Source organism: Pseudomonas sp. EZ-C24, assembly GCF_014525325.1.
Taxonomy (GTDB): Bacteria; Pseudomonadota; Gammaproteobacteria; order Pseudomonadales; family Pseudomonadaceae; genus Aquipseudomonas; species Aquipseudomonas shirazensis.
In genome coordinates this window covers 156,995-180,894 of record NZ_JACDIU010000008.1, presented here as the reverse complement: position 1 = coordinate 180,894, position 23,900 = coordinate 156,995, and the positions used below count along the sequence as shown (strand labels likewise).

The 23,900-nt window shown below is 62.2% G+C and carries 21 protein-coding genes; 14 read left to right on the top strand and 7 right to left on the bottom strand.

Annotation, left to right across the window (positions count from 1 at the left end):
- Nucleotides 1–15 precede the first annotated feature (15 nt).
- The 4 genes from frr to rpsB form a co-directional block, all read right to left on the bottom strand.
- The gene (frr, locus tag IDM28_RS05615; RefSeq protein WP_150572028.1) at nt 16–573 is read right to left on the bottom strand and encodes a ribosome recycling factor; all 558 of its coding nucleotides are present in this window, start codon (nt 571–573) and stop codon (nt 16–18) included.
- Nucleotides 570–1,313, bottom strand: a complete 744-nt coding sequence (gene pyrH / locus IDM28_RS05610) for a UMP kinase (RefSeq protein WP_101317241.1) — start codon at nt 1,311–1,313, stop codon at nt 570–572. The genes frr and pyrH overlap by 4 nt, the downstream gene beginning before the upstream one ends.
- 181 nt (nt 1,314–1,494) lie before the next feature.
- Entirely contained in the window at nt 1,495–2,358 is an 864-nt protein-coding gene (tsf, locus tag IDM28_RS05605; RefSeq protein ID WP_101317239.1) for a translation elongation factor Ts, read from the bottom strand.
- A gap of 187 nt (nt 2,359–2,545) precedes the next feature.
- Nucleotides 2,546–3,283: a 30S ribosomal protein S2 gene (gene rpsB / locus IDM28_RS05600; protein WP_101317236.1), complete on the bottom strand. Its 738-nt coding sequence runs from the start codon at nt 3,281–3,283 to the stop codon at nt 2,546–2,548.
- Between the two features lie 347 nt (nt 3,284–3,630).
- Between rpsB and map the strand changes: the two genes are divergently transcribed.
- From map to IDM28_RS05580, 4 genes are all read left to right on the top strand, one after another.
- Nucleotides 3,631–4,413: a type I methionyl aminopeptidase gene (map, locus tag IDM28_RS05595; RefSeq protein WP_188035524.1), complete on the top strand. Its 783-nt coding sequence runs from the start codon at nt 3,631–3,633 to the stop codon at nt 4,411–4,413.
- 21 nt (nt 4,414–4,434) lie between these two features.
- A complete protein-coding gene (locus tag IDM28_RS05590) occupies nt 4,435–7,137 on the top strand; it encodes a [protein-PII] uridylyltransferase (protein ID WP_101317232.1) in 2,703 nt (900 codons plus the stop codon).
- 23 nt (nt 7,138–7,160) lie between these two features.
- Nucleotides 7,161–8,357, top strand: coding sequence for a succinyldiaminopimelate transaminase (gene dapC, locus IDM28_RS05585; RefSeq protein ID WP_188035523.1), 1,197 nt, complete (start codon nt 7,161–7,163; stop codon nt 8,355–8,357).
- An 87-nt stretch (nt 8,358–8,444) separates the two neighbouring features.
- Nucleotides 8,445–9,179, top strand: coding sequence for a M12 family metallopeptidase (locus tag IDM28_RS05580; RefSeq protein WP_150572029.1), 735 nt, complete (start codon nt 8,445–8,447; stop codon nt 9,177–9,179).
- Nucleotides 9,180–9,181: 2 nt separating this feature from the next.
- Here the strand turns inward: IDM28_RS05580 and IDM28_RS05575 are convergent, their stop codons facing one another.
- Nucleotides 9,182–10,828 carry a Na+/H+ antiporter gene (locus tag IDM28_RS05575; RefSeq protein WP_150570843.1) on the bottom strand — a complete coding sequence of 549 codons (1,647 nt, stop codon included), beginning with the start codon at nt 10,826–10,828 and terminating at the stop codon, nt 9,182–9,184.
- 270 nt (nt 10,829–11,098) lie between these two features.
- Between IDM28_RS05575 and IDM28_RS05570 the strand changes: the two genes are divergently transcribed.
- From IDM28_RS05570 to IDM28_RS05555, 4 genes are all read left to right on the top strand, one after another.
- Nucleotides 11,099–11,446: an ArsC family reductase gene (locus IDM28_RS05570; RefSeq protein ID WP_188035522.1), complete on the top strand. Its 348-nt coding sequence runs from the start codon at nt 11,099–11,101 to the stop codon at nt 11,444–11,446.
- A 43-nt stretch (nt 11,447–11,489) separates the two neighbouring features.
- Complete coding sequence (gene dapD, locus IDM28_RS05565; protein ID WP_101317221.1) at nt 11,490–12,524, top strand: 2,3,4,5-tetrahydropyridine-2,6-dicarboxylate N-succinyltransferase; 1,035 nt, start codon at nt 11,490–11,492, stop codon at nt 12,522–12,524.
- Nucleotides 12,525–12,600: 76 nt separating this feature from the next.
- On the top strand, nt 12,601–13,806 hold the full coding sequence (locus tag IDM28_RS05560) for a cysteine desulfurase (RefSeq protein ID WP_188035521.1): 1,206 nt from the start codon (nt 12,601–12,603) through the stop codon (nt 13,804–13,806).
- A complete protein-coding gene (locus IDM28_RS05555; protein ID WP_150570841.1) occupies nt 13,803–14,213 on the top strand; it encodes a SufE family protein in 411 nt (136 codons plus the stop codon). Before IDM28_RS05560 ends, IDM28_RS05555 begins: the two co-directional genes overlap by 4 nt.
- A gap of 15 nt (nt 14,214–14,228) precedes the next feature.
- Here IDM28_RS05555 and tcdA read toward each other — a convergent pair whose 3' ends face one another.
- Nucleotides 14,229–15,050 carry a tRNA cyclic N6-threonylcarbamoyladenosine(37) synthase TcdA gene (gene tcdA, locus IDM28_RS05550; RefSeq protein ID WP_150570840.1) on the bottom strand — a complete coding sequence of 274 codons (822 nt, stop codon included), beginning with the start codon at nt 15,048–15,050 and terminating at the stop codon, nt 14,229–14,231.
- 255 nt (nt 15,051–15,305) lie between these two features.
- On the opposite strand from tcdA, the gene IDM28_RS05545 reads away from it, so the two are divergent.
- From IDM28_RS05545 to IDM28_RS05530, 4 genes are all read left to right on the top strand, one after another.
- Nucleotides 15,306–17,897, top strand: coding sequence for a glycosyltransferase (locus tag IDM28_RS05545; protein ID WP_188035520.1), 2,592 nt, complete (start codon nt 15,306–15,308; stop codon nt 17,895–17,897).
- 103 nt (nt 17,898–18,000) lie between these two features.
- The gene (gene dapE, locus IDM28_RS05540) at nt 18,001–19,152 is read left to right on the top strand and encodes a succinyl-diaminopimelate desuccinylase (RefSeq protein ID WP_188035519.1); all 1,152 of its coding nucleotides are present in this window, start codon (nt 18,001–18,003) and stop codon (nt 19,150–19,152) included.
- Nucleotides 19,152–19,964 (top strand): putative RNA methyltransferase, encoded by an 813-nt coding sequence (locus IDM28_RS05535; protein WP_101317209.1) that lies wholly within the window; start codon nt 19,152–19,154, stop codon nt 19,962–19,964. The genes dapE and IDM28_RS05535 overlap by 1 nt, the downstream gene beginning before the upstream one ends.
- A 17-nt stretch (nt 19,965–19,981) precedes the next feature.
- Nucleotides 19,982–20,359, top strand: a complete 378-nt coding sequence (locus tag IDM28_RS05530) for a hypothetical protein (protein ID WP_101317207.1) — start codon at nt 19,982–19,984, stop codon at nt 20,357–20,359.
- Between the two features lie 86 nt (nt 20,360–20,445).
- Here IDM28_RS05530 and IDM28_RS05525 read toward each other — a convergent pair whose 3' ends face one another.
- Entirely contained in the window at nt 20,446–20,655 is a 210-nt protein-coding gene (locus IDM28_RS05525) for a cold-shock protein (protein ID WP_101317205.1), read from the bottom strand.
- A 231-nt stretch (nt 20,656–20,886) separates the two neighbouring features.
- On the opposite strand from IDM28_RS05525, the gene plsB reads away from it, so the two are divergent.
- Together plsB and IDM28_RS05515 are read left to right on the top strand one after the other, a co-directional pair.
- The gene (gene plsB, locus IDM28_RS05520; protein WP_181106103.1) at nt 20,887–23,376 is read left to right on the top strand and encodes a glycerol-3-phosphate 1-O-acyltransferase PlsB; all 2,490 of its coding nucleotides are present in this window, start codon (nt 20,887–20,889) and stop codon (nt 23,374–23,376) included.
- Between the two features lie 98 nt (nt 23,377–23,474).
- Entirely contained in the window at nt 23,475–23,873 is a 399-nt protein-coding gene (locus IDM28_RS05515; protein WP_188035518.1) for a YbaY family lipoprotein, read from the top strand.
- Nucleotides 23,874–23,900 lie beyond the last annotated feature (27 nt).

The window sequence follows — 23,900 nt, the reverse complement described above, 5'->3', positions numbered from 1 at the left end:
AAGAGAACCCTGGCCTCAGACGGCCATCAGGTCCTTTTCCTTCGCCTTCACGGCAGTCTCGATATCCGCGACGAACTTGTCGGTCAGTTTCTGGATGTCATCAGCCGCACGACGCTCTTCGTCTTCGCTGATTTCCTTTTCCTTGACCAGGTCCTTGAGCTGGCTGAGCGCATCACGACGGATGTTGCGCACGGCGACACGGCCATCTTCGGCAGCTTCACGAGCCTGCTTGGTGAAGCCCCTGCGGGTTTCTTCGGTAAGGGCTGGCATGGTGATCAGCAGCAGCTCGCCCAGGTTGGTCGGGTTCAGGTTGAGGCCTGCGCTACCGATAGCCTTGTCGACCGCGCTGAGCATGTTGCGCTCGAAAGCAACGACCTGCAGGGTGCGTGAATCCTTGACGGTGATGCTGGCCACTTGCTTGATCGGCGTATCCGCACCGTAGTACGGCACCATCACGCCTTCGAGAATGCTTGGGTGAGCAACACCGGTGCGGATGCGGCTGAACGCATGCTGGAGCGATTCCAGCGACTTGGTCATACGTTCCTGAGCATCTTTCTTGATTTCGTTGATCATGCTTGGCCTTCCTCGATCAAAGTACCTTCAGCGCCACCCACCACGATATTCAGCAGGGCGCCAGGCTTGTTCATGTTGAATACACGCAATGGCATCTTGTGGTCGCGGCACAGACAGATTGCGGTCAGGTCCATCACACCCAGCTTGCGATCCAGAACCTCATCATAGGTGAGGCGATCGAACTTCTCGGCGTGCGGATCCTTGAATGGATCGGCAGTGTACACACCGTCGACCTTGGTCGCCTTCAGCACCACATCTGCATCGATTTCGATGCCGCGCAGGCAGGCTGCGGAGTCGGTGGTGAAGAACGGGTTGCCGGTACCGGCGGAGAAAATTACCACATCCCCGGAGTTGAGGTGGCGAATAGCTTTGCGACGATCGTAATGGTCGGTGACGCCGACCATGGAGATGGCCGACATGACCAGTGCCGGGATGTTCGAACGCTCGAGGGCGTCGCGCATGGCCAGGCCATTCATCACCGTGGCGAGCATGCCCATGTGGTCGCCGGTAACCCGATCCATGCCGGCGGCGCTGAGCGCTGCACCGCGGAACAGGTTGCCGCCGCCGATGACCAGGCCCACCTGGACACCGATGCCGACCAGCTGCCCCACTTCGAGGGCCATGCGGTCCAACACTTTCGGGTCGATCCCGAACTCTTCCGAGCCCATCAGGGCCTCGCCGCTAAGTTTGAGCAAAATGCGTTTATAGCGAGGTTGGCGACCACTCACCTGCTGAGCCATTGCGAGTCTCTCCTGCGGCGTTTTTAAGAAAATTCTGCGCGGGCTGGGTTACAGCCAGCTAACTGTAGCGTGGCGCTGCTTCAGCGCCAGCGGTACCAGGCCGGATAAACCTGGTGCCGGTTTGACAAAGAGGCTGCGCGCGTGAGCGGGCAGCCTCTTTGGGGCGACAGACGAGGCTGTCTTACTGCTTGGCAGCAGCCAGCTGGGCGGCAACTTCTTCAGCGAAGTTGTCGACCGGCTTCTCGATGCCTTCGCCTACTTTGAAGTAGGTGAAGGAAACGATTTCAGCACCGGCTTTCTTGGCCAGTTCGCCGACTTTGATCTCCGGGTTCATGACGAAAGCTTGCTCTTTCAGCGAGGCTTCGGCTTTGAACTTGGTGATACGACCGTTGATCATGTTCTCAACGATGTTTTCCGGCTTGCCGGCGATCTTGTCAGCGTTCAGCTGCAGGAACACAGCCTTCTCGCGCTCGATGGCCTCGGCGGAGATTTCCGACGAATCGAGGAACTCAGGGTTCGACGCAGCAACGTGCATGGCGATTTCTTTGGCCAGCTGAACATCGCCGCCCTTCAGAACAACCGCAACACCGATCTTGTTGCCGTGCAGGTAGGCACCAACAACGTCACCCTCAACGCGCACCAGGCGACGGATGTTGACGTTCTCACCAACCTTGGCGACCAGTGCTTCACGCGCCGATTCGCGCGCAGCGATCAGCGGGGCAGCGTCGGTCAGCTTGTCGTTGAAAGCCTGTTCCACGCTTTCAGCAACGAAGTTTTTGAAGTCGTCTTGCAGAGCCAGGAAGTCGGTCTGCGAGTTCACTTCCAGCAGGACGGCGGACTTGTCGTCGGCCTTGATGGCGATAGCGCCTTCAGCGGCAACGTTGCCAGCCTTTTTGGCGGCCTTGATGGCGCCGGAGGCACGCATGTCGTCAATGGCTTTTTCGATATCGCCGTCAGCCTTTTCCAGGGCTTTCTTGCAATCCATCATGCCTTCGCCGGTACGCTCGCGCAGTTCTTTGACCAGCGCTGCAGTAATTGCTGCCATTTCAAAATCCTCTTGGAAAGTTTTTCAACCATTCCACCCGCTCGTCACGGGCGTTCAATTCTGCTAATCCACTGTCTTGTTGCCAGCAGGAGGTCATCATGCGGCGGTATTGCTGACAGGAGGATTTCAGGTGGCAAAAAGGGGGCCAAGCCCCCTTTTCGCGTGCCAAGTAGACGCCAGGCGTCAATTACTCAGCAGCTGGTGCCGCTGCTTCTTCAACATAGACTTCGGTGCCGCCAGCAACATGGTTGCGGCCGCGGATGATGGCGTCAGCCATCGAAGCCATGTACAGCTCGATTGCGCGGATGGCGTCATCGTTGCCTGGGATGATGTAATCAACACCTTCCGGGCTGCTGTTGGTATCGACAACGCCGATAACCGGGATGCCCAGCTTGTTGGCTTCGGTGATCGCGATGCGCTCGTGATCAACGTCGATGACGAACAGTGCGTCAGGCAGACCGCCCATGTCCTTGATACCACCCAGGCTGCGGTCCAGTTTCTCCAGATCGCGCGAACGCATCAGAGCTTCTTTCTTGGTCAGCTTGGCGAAGGTACCGTCTTCAGCCTGGACTTCAAGATCACGCAGACGCTTGATCGAAGCGCGGATGGTCTTGTAGTTGGTCAGCATGCCGCCCAACCAGCGGTGGTCGACGTATGGCGAACCACTGCGAGCAGCGTGCTCGGCGACCAGTTTGCCGGCGGAACGCTTGGTGCCGACGAACAGGATCTTGTTTTTGCCCTGGGCCAGGCGCTCGACGAACGACAGAGCGTCGTTGAACATCGGCAGGGTTTTTTCCAGGTTGATGATGTGAATCTTGTTACGCGCGCCGAAAATGTATTTACCCATTTTCGGGTTCCAGTAACGGGTCTGGTGACCGAAGTGCACACCGGCCTTCAGCATATCGCGCATATTGACTTGGGACATGATTGTTCCTTGATAAGTCGGGTTGGGCCTCCACGTATCCCAATGACCAACCCACGTCGCCGAAGCGGTCGGGGCACCCAGGTCATCGTGTCGACACGTGTGTGGGTTAAGGCAGTCGAGGTCGTCCCCGAAAGCGGCGCACTTTATACCACAGACTCGGCGCTGACGGAACTGCAATCCTGTCGCGTCCGTCAGTGCTTTTTGCAGCGGGCCCGCAATCGCGCCAAAATGCCTCATATAGAGAGCCGCCAGCGGGCCTTTCTGCCGACAGATGGGCGCCTCGCTCTGGTAGAATCTGGCCTTTCCCGTTTGTTCGCGCCCTGCACGGCGCCGTAGAGAGCCTGTCAATGACCGTTACCATCAAGACTGCAGAAGACATCGAAAAGATGCGCATCGCCGGCCGCCTGGCCGCTGAAGTGCTGGAGATGATCGAGCCACACGTCAAGCCCGGCGTTACCACCGAAGCGCTCGACCGCCTGTGCCACGACTACATCGTCAACATTCAGCAGGCCATCCCGGCCCCGCTCAACTACAAAGGCTACCCGAAGTCGATCTGCACCTCGATCAATCACGTGGTCTGCCATGGCATCCCCAACGACAAGCCGTTGAAGGATGGCGACACGCTGAACATCGACGTGACCGTGATCAAGGACGGCTACCACGGCGATACCAGCCGCATGTTCCATGTCGGCACCGTGCCGGTGTGGGCCGAGCGCCTGTCCCAGGTCACCCAGGAATGCATGTACAAGGCGATCGAGCTGGTCAAGCCGGGCTGCCGTCTGGGCGACATCGGCGAAGTGATCCAGAAGCACGCCGAGAAGAACGGTTTTTCGGTGGTGCGCGAGTTCTGCGGTCACGGCATTGGCAAGGTTTTCCATGAAGAACCGCAGATCCTGCACTACGGCCGTGCCGGCACCGGCATGGAACTCAAGGAAGGCATGACCTTCACCATCGAGCCGATGATCAATCAGGGCAAGGCCGACACCAAAGTACTGGGCGACGGCTGGACGGCCATCACCAAGGACCGCAAGCTGTCGGCGCAGTGGGAGCACACCCTAGTGGTTACCGCGACCGGTTACGAGATCTTCACCCTGCGCAAAGACGACACCATCCCCCGCAAGTCGGCCTAACACTTTCAGGAAAGCGACTCGATGCCCCAGGTGGATCCCGAGCTGTTCGACCGCGGCCAGTTCCAGGCGGAACTGGCGCTCAAGGCAAGCCCCATCGCTGCCTTCAAGAAGGCTATCCGCCTGGCCCGCGAGGTGCTCGATCGGCGCTTTCGCGAAGGCCGTGACATCCGCCGGCTGATCGAAGATCGCGCCTGGTTCGTCGACAACATCCTGCAACAGGCCTGGAGCCAGTTCGACTGGCAACCACCCGAAGCGATCGCCCTGATCGCCGTGGGCGGCTATGGCCGCGGCGAACTGCACCCGTACTCGGACATCGACCTGCTGATTCTGCTCGACGGCGCCCAGCACGAGCAGTATCGCGACGCCATCGAACAGCTACTGACCCTGCTCTGGGACATCGGCCTTGAAGTCGGCCAGAGCGTGCGCAGTGTCGACGAGTGCGTCGAGCAGGCCCGCGCCGACCTGACGGTGATCACCAACCTGATGGAAAGCCGCACCATTTGCGGCCCCGAAGCCCTGCGCCAGCGCATGCTCGAGGCCACCAGTACCTCGCACCTGTGGCCGAGCAAGGAGTTCTTCCTGGCCAAGCGCGCCGAACTCAAGGCCCGCCACCACAAGTACAACGACACCGAATACAACCTCGAACCCAACGTCAAGGGCTCGCCCGGGGGGCTGCGTGATATCCAGACCGTGCTTTGGGTCGCGCGCCGCCAGTACGGCACCTTGAACCTGCACGCCCTGGCCGGCGAAGGCTTCCTATTGGAAAGCGAAAACGAACTGCTGGCATCGTCCCAGGCGTTTGTCTGGCGGGTGCGCTATGCCCTGCACATGCTCGCCGGCCGCGCCGAAGACCGCCTGCTGTTCGATCACCAGCGCAGCATCGCCGCCTTGCTCGGCTTCAGCGACGAAAACCCCAAGCGTGCCATCGAACAGTTCATGCAGCAGTACTATCGGGTGGTGATGAGCATCAGCCAGCTCTGCGACCTGATCATCCAACATTTCGAAGAAGTGATTCTGGCGGACGAAGACAGCGGCACCACCCAGCCGCTCAACGCCCGCTTTCGGCTGCATGATGGCTACATCGAGGCCGCCCATCAGAACGTGTTCAAGCGCACCCCGTTTGCCATGCTCGAGATGTTCGTGCTGATGGCCCAGCACCCCGAAATCAAGGGCGTGCGCGCCGATACCGTGCGCCTGCTGCGCGCCCATCGACACTTGATCGACGATGACTTTCGCAACGATATCCGCAACACCAGCCTGTTCATCGAGCTGTTCAAGTGCGAGATCGGCATCCACCGCAACCTGCGCCGGATGAACCGCTACGGCATTCTTGGCCGTTACCTGCCCGAGTTCGGCCTGATCGTCGGGCAGATGCAGCATGACCTGTTCCACATCTATACGGTCGATGCGCATACGCTCAACCTGATCAAGCACCTGCGCAAATTGCAGTACACCCCGGTATCAGAGAAATTCCCGCTGGCCAGCAAGCTCATGGGCCGTCTGCCCAAACCCGAGCTGATCTACCTGGCCGGGCTCTATCACGACATCGGCAAGGGCCGTCAGGGCGACCACTCCGAGCTCGGTGCAGTCGATGCGCAGGCGTTCGGCGAACGCCACCAGCTGCCGACCTGGGACACTCGGCTGATCGTCTGGCTGGTGCGCAACCATCTGATGATGTCGACCACGGCCCAGCGCAAGGACCTCTCCGACCCGCAGGTGATCAATGATTTTGCCCTGCACGTCGGCGATGAAACGCGCCTCGACTATCTCTACGTACTGACCGTTGCCGACATCAACGCGACCAACCCGACGCTGTGGAACTCCTGGCGCGCCAGCCTGCTGCGCCAGCTTTACAGCGAGACCAAGCGTGCCCTGCGCCGCGGCCTGGAAAACCCGCTCGACCGCGAAGAGCAGATCCGCCAGACACAAAGCGCTGCGCTGGACATCCTGATCCGCGAAGGCACCGACCCGGACGACGTCGAGCAGCTCTGGTCGCAACTGGGTGACGACTACTTCCTCAAGCACACCGCCGCCGACGTCGCCTGGCACAGCGATGCAATCCTGCAGCAGCCGGCTGACGGCGGCCCGCTGGTGCTGATCAAGGAAACCACCCAGCGCGAGTTCGAAGGTGGCACGCAGATCTTCATCTATGCGCCCGACCAGCACGACTTCTTTGCGGTGACGGTGGCGGCGATGTCGCAGCTGAACCTGAACATCCACGACGCGCGCATCATCACTTCGAGCAGCCAGTTCACCCTCGACACCTACATCGTGCTGGACAACGACGGCGGCTCGATCGGCGACAATCCGCAGCGGGTCAAGCAGATTCGCGACGGTTTGACCGAAGCCTTGCGCAACCCGGAAGACTACCCGACCATCATCCAGCGGCGAGTCCCGCGTCAGCTCAAGCACTTCACCTTTGCGCCGCAGGTGACCATCCTCAATGATGCCCAGCGCGCGGTGACCATTCTCGAGATCACGGCTCCCGACCGGCCTGGCCTGCTGGCACGGATCGGGCGGATCTTCCTCGAGTTCGACCTGTCGCTGCAAAACGCCAAGATCGCCACTCTCGGCGAGCGGGTCGAAGACGTGTTCTTCATTACCGACGCCAACAACCAGCCGCTGTCCGACCCGCAACTGTGCAGCCGCCTGCAAGAAGCGCTGGTCCAGCAGTTGCAGCCCAGCCAAGGCAGCGACAACAGCCCTGCCCGCCTGACTATCTAGATGATTGACGAGACCTCGTGCCGATGAACCAAGCCATGACCCAGCTGCAGCCCTACCCGTTCGAGAAGCTGCGCGCCCTGCTCGGCAGCGTGCAGCCCGCCGCTGACAAACGTGCCATTGCCCTGTCGATCGGCGAACCCAAGCACGAGTCGCCCGCCTTTGTAGCCAAGGCTCTGTCAGACAACCTCGACAAGCTGGCGGTGTATCCCAGCACGCTGGGCTTGCCGGCCCTGCGTCAGGCGATTGGCCAGTGGTGCGAACGCCGCTTCAATGTGCCCGGCGGCTGGCTTGACGCTGACCGTCACATCCTGCCGGTCAACGGTACCCGCGAGGCCCTGTTTGCATTCACCCAGGCGGTGGTCAACCGCGCCGACGATGGCCTGGTGATCAGCCCCAACCCGTTCTACCAGATCTACGAAGGTGCAGCGCTGCTGGCCGGTGCCACCCCGCACTACCTGCCGTGCCTGGAAGACAACGGTTTCAACCCTGACTTCGACGCAGTGTCGGCCGAGACCTGGCAACGCTGCCAGATCCTGTTCCTGTGCTCGCCAGGCAACCCGACCGGCGCGCTGGTGCCGCTGGACACGCTGAAAAAGCTGATCGCCCTGGCCGACGAGCACGACTTCGTGATTGCCTCCGACGAATGCTACAGCGAGCTGTACTTCGACGAGGAAAACCCGCCGCCGGGCCTGCTCACCGCGTGCGCCGAGCTGGGTCGCAGCGACTTCAAGCGCTGCGTGGTGTTCCACAGCCTGTCCAAGCGCTCCAACCTGCCCGGCCTGCGCTCAGGCTTTGTCGCGGGCGATGCGCAGATCATCAAGCCGTTTTTGCTGTACCGCACCTATCACGGCTGCGCCATGCCCGTGCAAACCCAGCTGGCCAGCGTGGCCGCCTGGCAGGACGAAACTCACGTACGGGCCAACCGCGACCAGTACCGGGCCAAGTACGACGCCGTGCTGGAGATTCTCCAGCCGGTTATGGACGTGCAGCGGCCCGATGGCAGCTTCTACCTGTGGGCCAAGGTGCCGGGTTGCGATGCTGACTTCACCCGCGATCTGTTCGAAGCTGAGCATGTCACCGTCGTGCCGGGTTCATACCTGTCCCGCGAAGTCGACGGCGTCAACCCAGGCGCAGGCCGTGTGCGCATGGCCCTGGTCGCACCATTGGAGGAGTGCATCGAGGCGGCGTCGCGTATCCAGCGCTTCCTTGAACGCCGCTGAGCCAGTTACAAGCTGATATATGTAAGGCACAGCTGCATAGCCGATCGGCGAAGCTCGTGGTCCATCAGTTGACCAGGAGCTTTCCCGATGATCATCGATTCCCGGCCTTGTTGCCGCAACCGCATCCCAGAGCAGCTCTCCTACGACCTGGCGATCGCCGAAAATCCACGCAACAGAGGCGTAAGTAGTGGCGGGCGACACAAACGCGGCCTCGTCAAACACACGCACTTGTGGGAGCCGGGCCGCACGCTGTGGATCTCGTTCATGGGCTCACCTGATCGAAGCCTGAAAATGGCAATTTTCGAACTGGCGAGCCAGTGGACTGACTTGTCCGAGGCGAATCTGGAATTGGATCTGGCCGAAGACAACGATGCCAAGGCCCAGATCAGGGTTCTGACCGGCAAGGATGTCCTGCACAATCAATCAGACCTCGGCACCGATGCGCTGGCCTATACCGATGAGACCATGTGCCTGAACGTCGCTCCCGGCGAAGAGTGGTTTGAATGTACAGTGCTGCATGAGTTCGGCCACGCCCTCGGACTACAGCACGAACACACCCACCCTGATGCCAATATCCCGTGGAACGAACAGGCGCTTATCGCCACGCTCCAAGCCGCTGGCTGGACTGCACAGGATGTGCACCAGCAGTATCTGGACGTGCAGGCTGATACAGCCATGATAAAAACCGCTTACGACCCGTTGTCGATCATGCATTATGCCGTCGCGCAATGGCAGACCATCGGCGATTTTGAGATCGCACGCAACCACCAGCTCAGCGAAAAGGACCTTGAGCTGATGCGCCTGGCCTACCCGCACGACTGAACCTAGCGAACCTGTCCAAGGTTGGCCTCGCTCATGTCCAGATCGCCCAACACCTGGCGCACGACCTCATCACCTACCAGGTGCTGGCGATGCAGGCTATACAGCTCCAGGCGCTGGGCACGCAGCGCACGCAAACGCAGGCGACGCTCGAGCAAGTCCATCTGGTGCGCCAGCTCACGGGCTTCGGCGCTGTCGTTGTAGCTGGCCAGTTCATCGCGATACTCGGCCATCAGCCGCGCCTTGAGCTCGACCGCCAAGGTTGCCTGAGCCGCATCCTGAGCAGCGTTGGCATCGACCACTTCCTCGGCTTCGAGGGCATGGATCGCTGCCTCTGCGGTCAGCCGCCACGCCTCCCGCACTTCCTGCTGCAAGCGCTCGTCCGGGCTCTGGGTAATGCCGCGCAAGAGCAGCGGCAAGGCAATGCATGCACTGATCAACGACAACAGAATCACCCCGGCGGCAATAAAGATCAGCAAGTCGCGTTGCGGGAACGCCTCCCCGGCACTGATCAACAACGGCACCGACATCACGCCCGCCAAGGTCACCGCCCCGCGCACGCCGCCCAGGGTCAACAGCCAGCAGGAACGTGCAGTCGGCACCAATACCAGTTCAGGCTTGCCGCGCCAGCGGCGTACCACGCCAATCGCCCGCCAGATGCTCTGCACCCAGATGAACCGGAGCACGATCAGCGCCGCAAAGATCGCCAGCACTTCCAGGCAGCGGTAGGCGAGCGCCGGCCACAGCGAGGTTTCGTGGCTGACCACTGCCTTGATGATGTCCGGCAACTGCAGGCCCAGCAGCAAGAAGATCAAACCGTTGAAGGCGAACTCAAGCAACGACCAGACGCTGCGATTGAGTAGCCGGGTGCTGGTCTGGCGCGGCAGCAGATCCAGCCAGCTCTGCATCATGCCTGCGGCTACCGCCGAAAGGATGCCCGACACACCAAGACGCTCGGCCAGCACATAGGCCGCGAACGGCAGCAACAGCATGAACACCACATGGGTGGCCGGATCATCCCAGCCGCGGGTGATCATCCACGCGCGTAGCCGCCCTACCAGCCAGCTCAACGCCACGCCGACGGCCAGCCCTCCCAAGGCCACCAGTACGAACGACAAGCTCGCGTCGGTGAGCGAAAACACCCCGGTAATCGCCGCAGCCAGGGCGAACTTGAAGGTCACCAGGCCCGAGGCATCATTGAGCAAGGCTTCGCCCTGAAGCATGTGCATCAACGGCGTCGGCAGTCGGTCCTGGGCAATGGCCGAGACGGCCACTGCATCGGTCGGCGACAGCACGGCGGCGAGGGCAAACGCCACCGGCAGCGGAATGCTCGGCAGCAGCCAATGAATGAAGTAACCCGCGCCGACCACGGTAAACAGCACCAGCCCAACGGCCAGGGCGATGACCGGGCCGCGCATGCGCCACAGCTCCCGCTTGGGGATACGCCAGCCATCGGCGAACAGCAGCGGCGGCAGGAACAGGAACAGGAACAGCTCCGGCTCCAATGCCACATGCAAGCCCAGGCTGGGCCACGCCAATAGTGCGCCTGCCGCGATCTGTACCAACGGCAACGGCAGTGGGATCAAGCGCCCGACCAGCTTGGACACGCTTACCAGCGTCAGCAGGATGAGGACGGTATAGGCTGACTGCATCGGTAAAAATCCTGTCAAATTGGAGAAGCGCTCACAGCGCTAGGACCGCAATTGAAACAATATGTTAGCGGGGAATTAAGACCACCTGCCGCTGCACGATAGTCGCAGGCTGCCGCAGAATGTGTAACAGCGTGCTACTCAACGCGCTTAACCGCGGGCATTCGGCAGCCAGCCGTGGCGCCAGCCCCAGCGATGTCGCATAATCCGCCGACTAAACAACGGGAGATATTGGGGAGGTTTTGGGTGAACCCGCCGGACCCTTTGAATTCAATGGCTTACACTCTCTACGGCATCAAGGCCTGCGACACCATGAAAAAGGCGCGTAGCTGGCTTGAAGAACACGCCATCGACTACGCCTTTCACGACTATAAAAGCCAAGGCATCGACCGTGACAGCCTGATCCGCTGGTGCAACGAGCACGGCTGGCAGGTTGTGCTCAACCGTGCCGGCACCACGTTCCGCAAACTCGACGATGCCAGCAAAGCCGACATTGACCAGGTCAAGGCCGTCGAATTGATGCTGGCCCAGCCGTCGATGATCAAGCGCCCGGTGCTCGACCTTGGCGAACGCACCCTGGTCGGCTTCAAGCCGGATCTGTACGCCGCTGCGCTGGGCTGAGCCCAACAGCGCTGCCACCCCCCTATTCGCAAGAGGTAATCGCATGTCCACTACTCTGTTCAGCCTGGCCTTCGGTGTCGGCACCCAAAACCGTCAGGGCACTTGGCTGGAAGTGTTCTACGCACAACCACTGCTCAACCCGAGCGCCGAACTGATCGCTGCCATCGCCCCGGTGCTGGGCTATGAAGGCGGCAACCAGGCCATCGCGTTCAGCAATGCCCAGGCCGGCCAGCTGGCCGATGCGGTCAAGTCGGTCGACGCTACCCAGTACGCGCTGCTGACCCGCCTGGCAGAAAGCCACAAGCCGCTGGTCGCCACCCTGCTGGCCGAAGACAGCGCACTGACCTCGACGCCTGAGGCCTACCTCAAGCTGCACCTGCTCTCGCACCGCCTGGTCAAGCCGCACGGCCTGAGCCTGGCCGGCATTTTCCCGCTGCTGCCGAACGTAGCCTGGACCAACCGTGGCGCGGTCGACCTGGCTGAGCTTGCCGAACTGCAACTGGAAGCACGTCTGAAGGGCGAGCTGCTGGAAGTGTTCTCGGTCGACAAGTTCCCGAAAATGACCGACTACGTGGTCCCGGCCGGCGTGCGTATCGCCGATGCGGCGCGCGTGCGTCTGGGCGCCTATGTTGGCGAAAGCACCACCATCATGCACGAAGGCTTCGTCAACTTTAACGCCGGCACCGAAGGCCCAGGCATGATCGAAGGCCGCGTCTCGGCGGGCGTCTTCGTCGGCAAGGGTTCGGACCTGGGCGGCGGTTGTTCGACCATGGGCACCTTGTCCGGTGGCGGCAACATCGTCATCAAGGTCGGCGAAGGCTGCCTGATCGGCGCCAACGCCGGTATCGGTATCCCGCTGGGCGACCGCAACACCGTTGAAGCTGGCCTGTACATCACGGCCGGCACCAAGGTGAACCTGCTCGACGAGAACAACGAACTGGTCAAGGTGGTCAAGGCCCGTGATCTGGCCGGCCAGACCGACCTGCTGTTCCGTCGCAACTCGCTCAACGGCGCAGTCGAGTGCAAGACGCACAAGTCGGCAATCGAGCTGAACGAGGCGCTGCACGCGCACAACTGAGAACCATCAGGTTCGAAGTGATAAGATCGGGTCTGGCGTAAAGCCAGGCCCGATTTTCATTGCAGGTCCCGCAAACATGTTTCAGCCCTCCCCCTGGCGCGCCGACTTCCCCGCGATCGCCGCCTTGCAACGCCAGCACCAGACCTACCTGGACAGCGCCGCCACTACCCAGAAGCCACAGGCGCTGCTGGGTGCATTGAGCCATTACTACAGCCATGGCGCCGCCAATGTGCACCGCGCGCAACACCTGCCGGCAGCACTGGCCACTCAAGCGTTCGAGGCCAGCCGCGACAAAGTGGCTGCCTGGCTGAATGCCGCTGATGCGCAACAGATCATCTTCAGCCACGGCGCGACCTCAGCGCTGAACCTGCTCGCCTATGGCCTTGAGCACGGCTTCAATGCCGGCGACGAGATCGCCATCAGTGCGCTGGAGCACCACGCCAACCTGTTGCCCTGGCAGCAACTGGCGCAGCGGCGCAATCTGCGCCTGGTGATATTGCCGGTGAACTCGCAAGGCCAGATTGACCTTGACCAGGCACTGCAGCTGATCGGCCCACGTACACGCTTGCTGGCGGTCAGCCAGCTGTCGAATGTGCTCGGCACCTGGCAACCGCTGCCAGCCCTGCTCGCCCATGCCCGCGCCCAAGGCGCGTTGACCGTTGTCGATGGCGCTCAGGGCGTGGTGCATGGACGCCACGACGTGCAACAACTGGGCTGCGACTTCTACGTGTTCTCCAGCCACAAACTGTACGGCCCGGAAGGCGTCGGCGTGCTCTACGGCCGGCATCGCGCGCTGCAGCAGTTGCGCCATTGGCAGTTTGGCGGCGAGATGGTCCAACTGGCGGATTACCACAGCGCCAGTTTTCGTCCTGCGCCGCTCGGCTTCGAAGCCGGCACGCCACCGATTGCCGGCGTGATTGGCCTGGGCGCCACGCTGGACTATCTGGCCAGCCTTGATGCCAACGCGGTCGAGCGCCACGAAGCAAGCCTGCACCAGCACCTGCTGCGCGGTCTGGCTGATCGCGAGGGCGTTCGCGTACTGGGCGCACCACAGACCGCGCTGGTCAGCTTTGTCGTCGACGGCGTACACAACGCCGACATCGCCCATGTACTGACCGAGCAAGGCATCGCCGTGCGCGCCGGTCATCACTGTGCAATGCCCCTGCTCAAAGGTCTCGGCCTTGAGGGCGCGATCCGCGTGTCGCTGGGGCTGTATAACGACAGTGACGATCTGGCGCGCCTTTTCGAAGCGCTGGATCAAGGCCTGGAGCTGCTGCGATGAGCCTGCCCGAACAAGCTCGCGAGGCATTGGCGTGCTTCACCGAAGCCCGTGGCTGGGAGCAGCGCGCACGCTTGCTGATGCAGTGGGGCGAGCGCCTGGCGCCACTGGATGACACCGAGAAAACCGAAAGCAACCGTGTCCACGGCTGTGAAAGCCTGGTCTGGTTGGTGGCCGTAGTCGATGATGGCCAATGGCGTTTCAAGGCCACCAGCGATGCGCGTCTGTTACGCGGTTTGCTGGCGCTGTTGCTGGCGCGGGTACAAGGGCTGGCCAGCGCCGAGCTGGCCCAGCTCGACCTGCGCGGCTGGTTCAGCGAGCTGGGGCTTGAACGCCAATTGTCGCCGTCGCGCAGCAACGGCCTGCATGCGGTACTGCAGCGTATGGCGCAGCTCGCCAGCGAAGCCTGAAGCGCTGACCGCTGCTTACAGATCAGCCGCCGGCGCGACCACCCGTTCCGACGGCCGGCGCGCACCGGCCACCAGTTTTTCGATGGCTTTGCTCGCCGCCACCATGCCGAACGTGGCGGTGACCATCATCACCGCGCCAAAGCCGCCGGAGCAATCCAGGCGCACGCCCTCACCGACAAAGCTCTTTTGCAGGCAAACGCTGCCGTCACCCTTGGGATAACGCAGCTGCTCGCTGGAGAACACGCACGGCACGCCGTAATTGCGCGAGGTGTTGCGCGAGAAGTTGTAGTCGCGGCGCAGGGTCGAGCGCACGCGTGAGGCCAACGGGTCGTTGAAGGTCTTGTTCAGGTCGCCGATCTGGATCTGCGTGGGGTCGATCTGGCCGCCGGCGCCACCGGTGGTGACCACGGCGATCTTGCGCCGCCGGCACCAGGCAATCAACGCCGCCTTGGCCATCACGCTGTCGATGCAATCGATGACGCAGTCCATCTGCTCGGTGATGTGCTCGGCCATGCTGTCACGGGTGACGAAGTCTGCCACTGCATGGACTGTGCAGGCCGGGTTGATTGCCAGCAGACGCTCGGCCATGACCTCGACTTTAGCCCGCCCTACCTGGCCTTCCAGCGCATGCGCCTGGCGGTTGGTGTTGCTCACGCAGACATCATCGAGGTCAAACAGGCTGATTTCGCCAACACCGCTGCGCGCCAGCGCCTCGGCCACCCATGAGCCGACCCCGCCGATGCCGACCACCGCCACATGGGCGTCGCGCAGGCGTTGCAGGCCTTGGTCGCCGTACAAACGGGCAACGCCGGCGAAGCGTGGATCTTCTGTGCTCATGCTCGCTATCCGCAAAAAACCGGCGCGCATTATATGCCAGCTGGCGGGTTGCCGGGCCGCACGGCGCTGTTAGTTGGTAAAAAACCTACCAATCCTGCTTTAATATCCGATCAGAGAGTCAGACTTGGACGACAACCGAGTGGGACCAGAGCTTCACCCTCTGCGCCGAATGGCACTGCTGCTTTCTTGTCCAAGCGTAGAACGCAGCCCCAGCTGGCACCCGCCCACTCCCCTCTTCGGAACCTACAATCGCTTATGTCATCACGCAAATTCGGCCTCAACCTGGTAGTGGTGCTGGTCATCGCCGCGCTGTTCACCGGGTTCTGGGCGCTGATCAACCGCCCGGTGTCCGCGCCGGCCTGGCCGGAGCAGATTTCCGGCTTCTCCTACTCGCCGTTTCGCCTGGGTGAAAGCCCGCAAAAGGGCCAATACCCGAGCGAGGAGGAGATGCGCCAGGACCTCGAGCAGTTGAGCAAACTGACCGACAGTATCCGTATCTATACCGTCGAAGGCACCCAGGCCGAAGTCCCGCGGCTGGCTGAGGAATTCGGCCTGCGCGTCACCCTGGGTATCTGGATCAGCCCGGACCTTGAGCGCAACGAGCGCGAGATCAGCAAGGCCATCGAGCTGGCCAACAGCTCGCGCAGCGTGGTGCGGGTGGTGGTTGGCAACGAGGCGTTGTTCCGCAAAGAGGTCACCCCCGAGGCGCTGATCCAGTACCTGGATCGGGTCCGCGCGGCGGTCAAGGTGCCGGTGACCACCAGTGAACAGTGGCATATCTGGAAAGAAAACCCGGAGCTTGCCCCCCACGTCGACCTGATCGCCGCGCACATCCTGCCGTACTGGGAATTTGTGCCGATGCAGGATTCGGTCGAGTTCGTGCTTGATCGCGCCCGTGAGCTCAAGCAGCAGTTCCCGCGCAAACCGCTGCTGCTGTCGGAGGTTGGCTGGCCGAGCAACGGCCGCATGCGCGGCGGCGCCGATGCCACCCAGGCCGACCAGGCCATCTACCTGCGCACGCTGGTCAACACGCTGAACCGACGCGGCTACAACTACTTCGTCATCGAGGCCTACGACCAACCGTGGAAGGCCAGCGACGAAGGTTCGGTGGGCGCCTACTGGGGCGTGTTCAACGCCGAGCGCCAACAGAAATTCAACTTCGAAGGGCCGGTGGTGGCGATTCCGCAGTGGCGCGCCCTTGCGGTCGCTTCGGTGGTGCTGGCGATGCTTGCCCTGACCATCCTGCTGATCGATGGCTCGGCGCTACGCCAACGCGGGCGCACCTTCCTCACCTTCATTACCTTCCTCTGTGGCTCGGTGCTGGTGTGGATCGCCTACGACTACAGCCAGCAATACAGCACCTGGTTCAGCCTGATCGTCGGTTTCCTGCTGGCGCTGGGGGCGATTGGTGTGTTCATCGTGTTGATGACCGAAGCCCATGAACTGGCCGAAACGGTGTGGACGGCCAAGCGCCGTCGCGAATTCCTGCCGGTGCAGGGCGACAGCGCCTACCGGCCGAAAGTGTCGGTGCACGTGCCCTGCTACAACGAGCCACCGGAGATGGTCAAACAGACCCTCGACGCCCTCGCCGCGCTCGACTACCCCGACTATGAAGTGCTGGTGATCGACAACAACACCAAGGACCCGGCCGTGTGGGAGCCGCTCAAGGCCCACTGCGAGCTGCTCGGTGAGCGCTTCAAGTTCTTCCACGTTGCGCCGCTGGCCGGCTTCAAGGGTGGCGCACTCAACTACCTGTTGCCGCACACGGCAAAGGACGCCGAAGTGATCGCCGTGATCGACTCGGACTACTGCGTCGACCGCAACTGGCTCAAGCACATGGTGCCGCACTTCGCCGACCCGAAGATCGCTGTGGTGCAGTCGCCGCAGGACTACCGCGACCAGCACGAAAGCGCCTTCAAGAAGCTCTGCTACAGCGAATACAAAGGCTTCTTCCACATCGGCATGGTCACCCGCAACGACCGTGACGCGATCATCCAGCACGGCACCATGACCATGACCCGGCGCTCGGTGCTGGAAGAACTCGGCTGGGCCGACTGGTGCATCTGCGAAGACGCCGAGCTGGGCTTGCGCGTGTTCGAAAAAGGCTTGTCTGCCGCCTACGCGCACAACAGCTACGGCAAGGGCCTGATGCCCGACACCTTCATCGACTTCAAGAAGCAGCGCTTCCGCTGGGCCTACGGCGCGATCCAGATCATCAAGCACCACGCCCGCGCCCTGCTGCAGGGCAAGGGCAGTGAACTGACCCGCGGCCAGCGCTATCACTTCCTCGCCGGCTGGTTGCCGTGGGTCGCCGATGGCATGAACATCTTCTTCACCGTCGGTGCGCTGCTGTGGTCGGCGGCGATGATCATCGTCCCGCACCGGGTCGATCCACCGCTGATGATCTTTGCCATCCCGCCGTTGGCGCTGTTCTTCTTCAAGGTCGGCAAGATCCTGTTCCTCTACCGTCGTGCGGTCGGCGTCAACCTCAAGGACGCCTTCGCTGCCGCCCTGGCCGGGCTGGCGCTGTCGCATACGATTGCCAAGGCCGTGCTGTACGGTTTCTTCACCAGCAGCATGCCGTTCTTCCGCACGCCGAAGAACGCCGACAGCCATGGTTTGCTGGTGGCGATTTCCGAGGCGCGCGAAGAGCTGTTCATCATGCTCTTGCTGTGGGGCGCTGCCGCTGGCATCTACCTGGTGCAGGGCTTGCCGAGTTCGGACATGCGCTTCTGGGTAGCCATGCTGCTGGTGCAATCGCTGCCGTACCTGGCCGCGCTGATCATGGCCTTCCTGTCGTCGCTGCCCAAACCGGCAAGCGATGCAGCACAAGCCTCGACTGCCTGACCACAAAGGCCACCCGCTGGCACCCTGAAGGTGCCCGGCGGGCGCATTTGATATAAGATAACGCGCCTGTTTTTTCGTCCTTGCCTTGCCCCCGGAGTTCCCCATGACGGCCCCCGCCGAGCTCTCGCCTACCCTTCAACTGGCCTGCGACCTGATCCGTCGTCCCTCGGTGACCCCGGTCGATGCCGACTGCCAGACCCAGATGATGAACCGCCTGGGCGCTGTCGGCTTCCAGCTTGAACCGATGCGCATCGAAGACGTCGACAACTTCTGGGCCACCCATGGCAGCAAGGACGGCCCGGTGTTGTGTTTTGCCGGCCACACCGACGTGGTCCCGACCGGCCCGGTGCAGCAGTGGCAACATGAGCCGTTCCAGGCACTGATCGATGCCGACGGCATGCTCTGCGGCCGCGGCGCTGCCGACATGAAGGGCAGCCTGGCATCGATGGTGGTGGCCAGCGAGCGCTTTGTGCACGACTACCCCAACCACCGCGGCAAGGTCGCCTTCCTCATCACCAGCGACGAAGAAGGCCCCGCCCATCACGGCACCAAAGCCGTCGTCGAGCGCCTGGTCGCACGCAACGAGCGCCTCGACTGGTGCATCGTCGGCGAGCCATCGAGCACCAATTTGCTCGGTGACGTGGTCAAGAACGGCCGCCGCGGTTCGCTCGGTGCCAAGCTGACCGTACGCGGCAAGCAGGGCCACGTTGCCTATCCGCACCTGGCGCGCAACCCGATCCACCTGGCCGCGGCAGCGCTGGCCGAACTGGCAGCAGAGCATTGGGACGAAGGCAATGCGTTCTTCCCGCCGACCAGCTTCCAGATCTCCAACCTCAATTCCGGTACCGGCGCGACCAACGTCGTGCCTGGCGACCTGACTGCGCTGTTCAACTTCCGTTTCTCCACCGAGTCGACCGTCGAGGGCCTGCAGGCGCGGGTGGCGGCGATTCTCGACAAGCATCAGCTGGACTGGTCGATCGATTGGGCGCTGTCGGGCCTGCCGTTCCTCACCGAGCCAGGTGAACTGCTCGACGCGGTAGCGGCCAGCATCAAGGCCGTCACCGACCGCGATACCCAGCCATCGACCAGCGGCGGCACCTCCGACGGCCGCTTCATCGCCACCATGGGTACTCAGGTGGTCGAGCTCGGCCCGGTCAACGCCACTATCCACCAGGTCGACGAGCGCATCCTGGCCAGCGATCTCGACCTGCTGACCGAGATCTACTACCAGACCCTGGTGCGGTTGCTCGCCTGATGCTCATCTGCCCTCTTTGCCAGGCGGCCCTGGCAGCGCTGGACAACGGTGTCGCGTGCAGCGCCGGCCATCGCTTCGACCGTGCTCGCCAGGGTTATCTGAACCTGTTGCCGGTGCAGCACAAGAACAGCCGTGATCCAGGTGACAATCAGGCGATGGTCGAGGCCCGCCGTGACTTTCTCGACGGTGGCCACTATGCCCCGGTCGCCGAGCGCCTGGCGCAGCTGGCTGCCGAGCGCCAGCCCGGCGCCTGGCTGGATATCGGCTGCGGCGAAGGCTATTACACCGCGCAGCTCGCCAATGCCCTGCCGGCGGCCCAGGGTTACGCCCTGGATATTTCCCGTGAAGCGGTTAAACGCGCCTGCAAGCGCGCGCCGCAGGTGACCTGGATGGTCGCCAGCATGGCCCGCGTGCCCCTGGCCGATGCCAGCTGCCAGTTCATCGCCAGCGTTTTCAGCCCGCTCGACTGGCAGGAGGCCTTGCGCCTGCTCAGCCCCGGCGGCGGCCTGATGCGGGTCGGCCCGACCAGCGGTCACCTGATGGAGCTGCGCGAGGTGCTTTACGATGAAGTGCGTCCGTATGCTGACGACAAGCACCTGGCACTGGTGCCAGCGGGAATGGTCCATGCTCACAGCGAAACCCTCGAGTTTCGCCTCAGCCTGGCCGCACCCAAGGCTCGCGCCGACCTGCTGGCGATGACCCCGCACGGCTGGCGAGCAAGCGCTGAAAAGCGCGCACTGGTGATCGACCAGGCCGCGCCGTTCGAGGTAACCGTTTCCATGCGTTATGACTATTTCCTGCGCCAATCCTGAGCACACCGGAGCCCTTTATGCGTCAACCTGATATCGAGATTTACCTGAAGGACACCGACGTCGACCACAAGCAGATTGCCCAGTGGTTGGTCGAGGCCTTGGGCCCGTGCACCGAATGGACCCAGAAAGGCCTGACCTGGAAATGCCAGGCCGGTAACATCCCGGTGACCTGGTTACCGAAGGCTGTAGGGAAATGGAACAGCCTCTACCTGGAAAGCGACCAGACCCCGTGGGAGGACGACATTGCCTGCGCACGCGCAGCCTTTGCCGCACTCAACGTCGAAGTGCGTTGTGCACCGGGCAGCTGGAGCGAAGAACACGGGGAAGAGGATGCCGACCGTTGGGTCCGCATCAGCGCCGATGGTGAAGAGGAAATCACCTGGCGCACGCAGTAATACTGCGAGAGGGATGTAACACGAGCAATCGCATCAGGCTGCAAGTTCCACGGACAACTTGCAGCTTGAGGCTTGCCAACCAGCGCTTACAGGCCCACTACATCCTCGGCCTGGAGACCTTTCTGGCCTTGGGTGAGGTTGTATTCAACCTGCTGCCCTTCAACCAGCGAGCGATGCCCTTCACCACGAATCGCCCGATAGTGGACGAATACATCGGCCCCATCTTCGCGCTGAATGAAGCCATAACCCTTGGCATCGTTGAACCACTTTACATTCCCAGTCTCACGAGACGACATCTGAACTACTCCAGTTTTTTTATTGTGAAGATCGCCTTGCAGGCACTGGGCTTCCCCGTGCCGACGCCGCTTGCTGAAATATCCTGCAAGGGGCGGACCGAGTATATGACAGAGAACAAAGAAAATTCATGACAGGCCTGTTCAATGCAGTTTTTTGCTGAACTTGCGCAGATACGGCAGACTCACTGACTGCAAATCGATCCGAAATTCTTCCCAGGGCCCACACATCACATGACCCGTTCCCCCCTGCGCCGCTTGATCTTCGGCGCCCTGCGCCGCGTGCTTTACCTGTGGGTACGCTCCGAGACCATCAATCAGTCATCGCTGACCCTAAAGCTCGACCGCAGCCGCCCGGTGTTCTATGCCCTGCCCTCGCCGTCGCTGACCGACCTGGCGGTGCTCGACCGCGAATGCACCAAAGCGGGGCTGCCGCGGCCAGTGTTGCCCGTTGTGGTTGGCCCGCTGCACGAGCCTGCGGCGTTTTTCTATCTGACCCCGGAGCCGGACTGGCTCGGCCGCCACGACAAACGCGGCGCGCCGCCGACCCTGGAGCGGCTGGTCGAAGCAGTCAGCCAGCATGCCGAAGAAGACGCACAGATCATCCCGGTCAGCGTGTTCTGGGGGCAGACCCCGGCCAGTGAATCGAGCCCATGGAAGCTGCTGTTTGCCGACAGCTGGGCGGTAACCGGACGCCTGCGTCGCCTGCTCACCATCATCATGCTCGGGCGCAAGACCCGCGTGCAGTTCTCGGCGCCGATCCACCTGCGCGAGCTGGTCGAGCACAACAAGGGCCATGCGCGTACCGTGCGTATGGCCCAGCGCCTGATGCGCGTGCACTTTCGCAACCTCAAGAGCGCGGTCATCGGCCCGGACATTTCGCACCGGCGCAACCTGGTCAAAGGCCTGATCCACGACCAGCAGGTGCGTCAGGCCATCGCCGAGGAGGCAGAACGCGAGCAGATTCCGCTGGCGAAAGCCGAGGCGCGAGCGCTGCGCTACGGCAACGAAATTGCCTCGGACTACACCTACACCGCGATCCGCTTTCTTGAAGTGGTGCTGAGCTGGTTCTGGAACAAGATCTACGACGGCATCAAGGTCAACAACATCGAGCAGGTGCAAGGCATCGCTCCCGGTCACGAGGTGATCTATGTGCCCTGCCACCGCAGCCACATCGACTACCTGCTGCTGTCCTACCTGCTGTTTCGCAACGGCCTGACGCCACCGCACGTAGCCGCGGGCATCAACCTCAACATGCCGGTCATCGGCAGCCTGCTGCGCCGTGGCGGGGCGTTCTTCATGCGCCGTACGTTCAAGGGCAACCCGCTGTACACCGCGGTGTTCAACGAATACTTGCACACGCTGTTCACCAAGGGCTTCCCGGTCGAATACTTCGTCGAAGGCGGCCGCTCGCGCACCGGGCGCATGCTGCAGCCACGTACCGGCATGCTGGCGATTACCCTGCGCAGTTTCCTGCGCTCGTCGCGCACACCGATCGTGTTCGTGCCGGTGTACATCGGCTATGAGCGGGTGCTCGAAGGCCGCACCTACCTGGGCGAGCTGCGTGGGGCGAGCAAGAAAAAAGAATCCATCTTCGACATCTTCAAGGTCATCGGCGCGCTCAAACAGCGCTACGGCCAGGTGTCGGTCAACTTCGGCGAGCCGATCCGCCTGGCCAGCTTCCTCGATGAGCAGCGCCCAGGCTGGCGCGAAGAGGATCACGGCGAGCAGTTTCGTCCGGCCTGGTTGAACGACACCACCCACCGCCTGGGCGAAACCGTGGCCCGCCATCTCAACGAAGCCGCGGCGGTCAATCCGGTCAACCTGGTCGCGCTGGCATTGCTCTCGACCAGCCGTCACGCGCTCGACGAAAGCGCCCTGGTGCGGGTGCTCGACCTATACCTGAGCTTGCTGCGTGAAGTGCCCTATTCGGCGCATACCACCCTGCCTGAGGGCGATGGCATGGCCTTGATCAGCCACGTCAAAGGCATGAACCTGCTGTCCGAGCAGAACGATGCCATGGGCCGCATCCTCTATCTGGATGAAGCCAACGCGGTGCTGATGACCTATTACCGCAACAACGTACTGCACATCTTTGCCCTGCCGGCGCTGCTGGCGAGCTTCTTCCAGAGCAGCTCACGGATCAGCCGCGAGCTGATCGGCCAGTACGTCAAGGCGCTGTATCCGTACCTGCAAGCCGAGCTGTTCCTGCGCTGGACGCCCGAGCAACTCGACGAAACCATCGATCACTGGCTCGACGCGCTGGTTGCCCAAGGCCTGCTGCGGGTGGAAAAAGGCGTCTACCTGCGCCCGGCACCGAGTTCGCGTGCGTTCGTATTGCTGACGCTGCTCTCGCGGACCATCACCCAAGCCCTGCAGCGCTATTACATGGCGACCTCACTGTTGGTCAACAACGGCCAGCAGACCCTGACCGCCGAGGAACTGGAAGACCTCTGCGTGATGATGGCCCAGCGGCTGTCGATCCTGCATGGCCTGAATGCTCCGGAGTTCTTCGACAAGAGCCTGTTCCGCCACTTCATCCAGACCTTGCTCCAGCAAGGCGTGCTGCGGCCCGCCGGCAACGGCAAGCTCAGCCATCACGACAAGCTCGGCGAGCTGGCCGAGGGTGTGGCCAAGCGCGTGCTGTCGGCCGAGCTGCGCCTGTCGATTCGCCAGGTGGCGCTGCACCGCGAAATAGAAGGTGTGGAGCAAATCCCCACCTGAGTGCAAACCCTTGGCCGCGACTGCCGCGACCTTGGCAGGAAAATCCGCTACAGTCCCCGGGGTTGGTCACAAGCCGACCCCAGGACTACGGAGAATCCATGAAAAAGCTCTTTATGCTGTGCTGCGCCTCTCTGTTTGCAGCCTGCTCCAGCAACAGCCCGGCACCACAGGCCAGCCTTGATGGCGAAGTGTTCTACCTGCAGCGCATTGCCCTGCCGCCAGCCGCTACCCTCAGCGTCAGCTTGCAGGATGTATCGCTGATGGATGCCCCAGCCGTGACCCTGGCCAGCCAGGCCGGCCCGATCCAAGGCAACGTGCCGCTGCCGTTCCACCTGAGCTATGACCCTGCTCAGGTCAAACCGGGACACCGCTACGCGGTCAGTGCCCGCATCGAGTATCAAGGCCAACTATTGTTCATCAGCACCGAACAGCACAGCGTCGCGCTCGACGGCAGCGACCAGCAGCCGCTGCGGATCAAAGTCGACCCGGCTCGCTGAGCCCTGCACCTATTCACTGTCATAAGG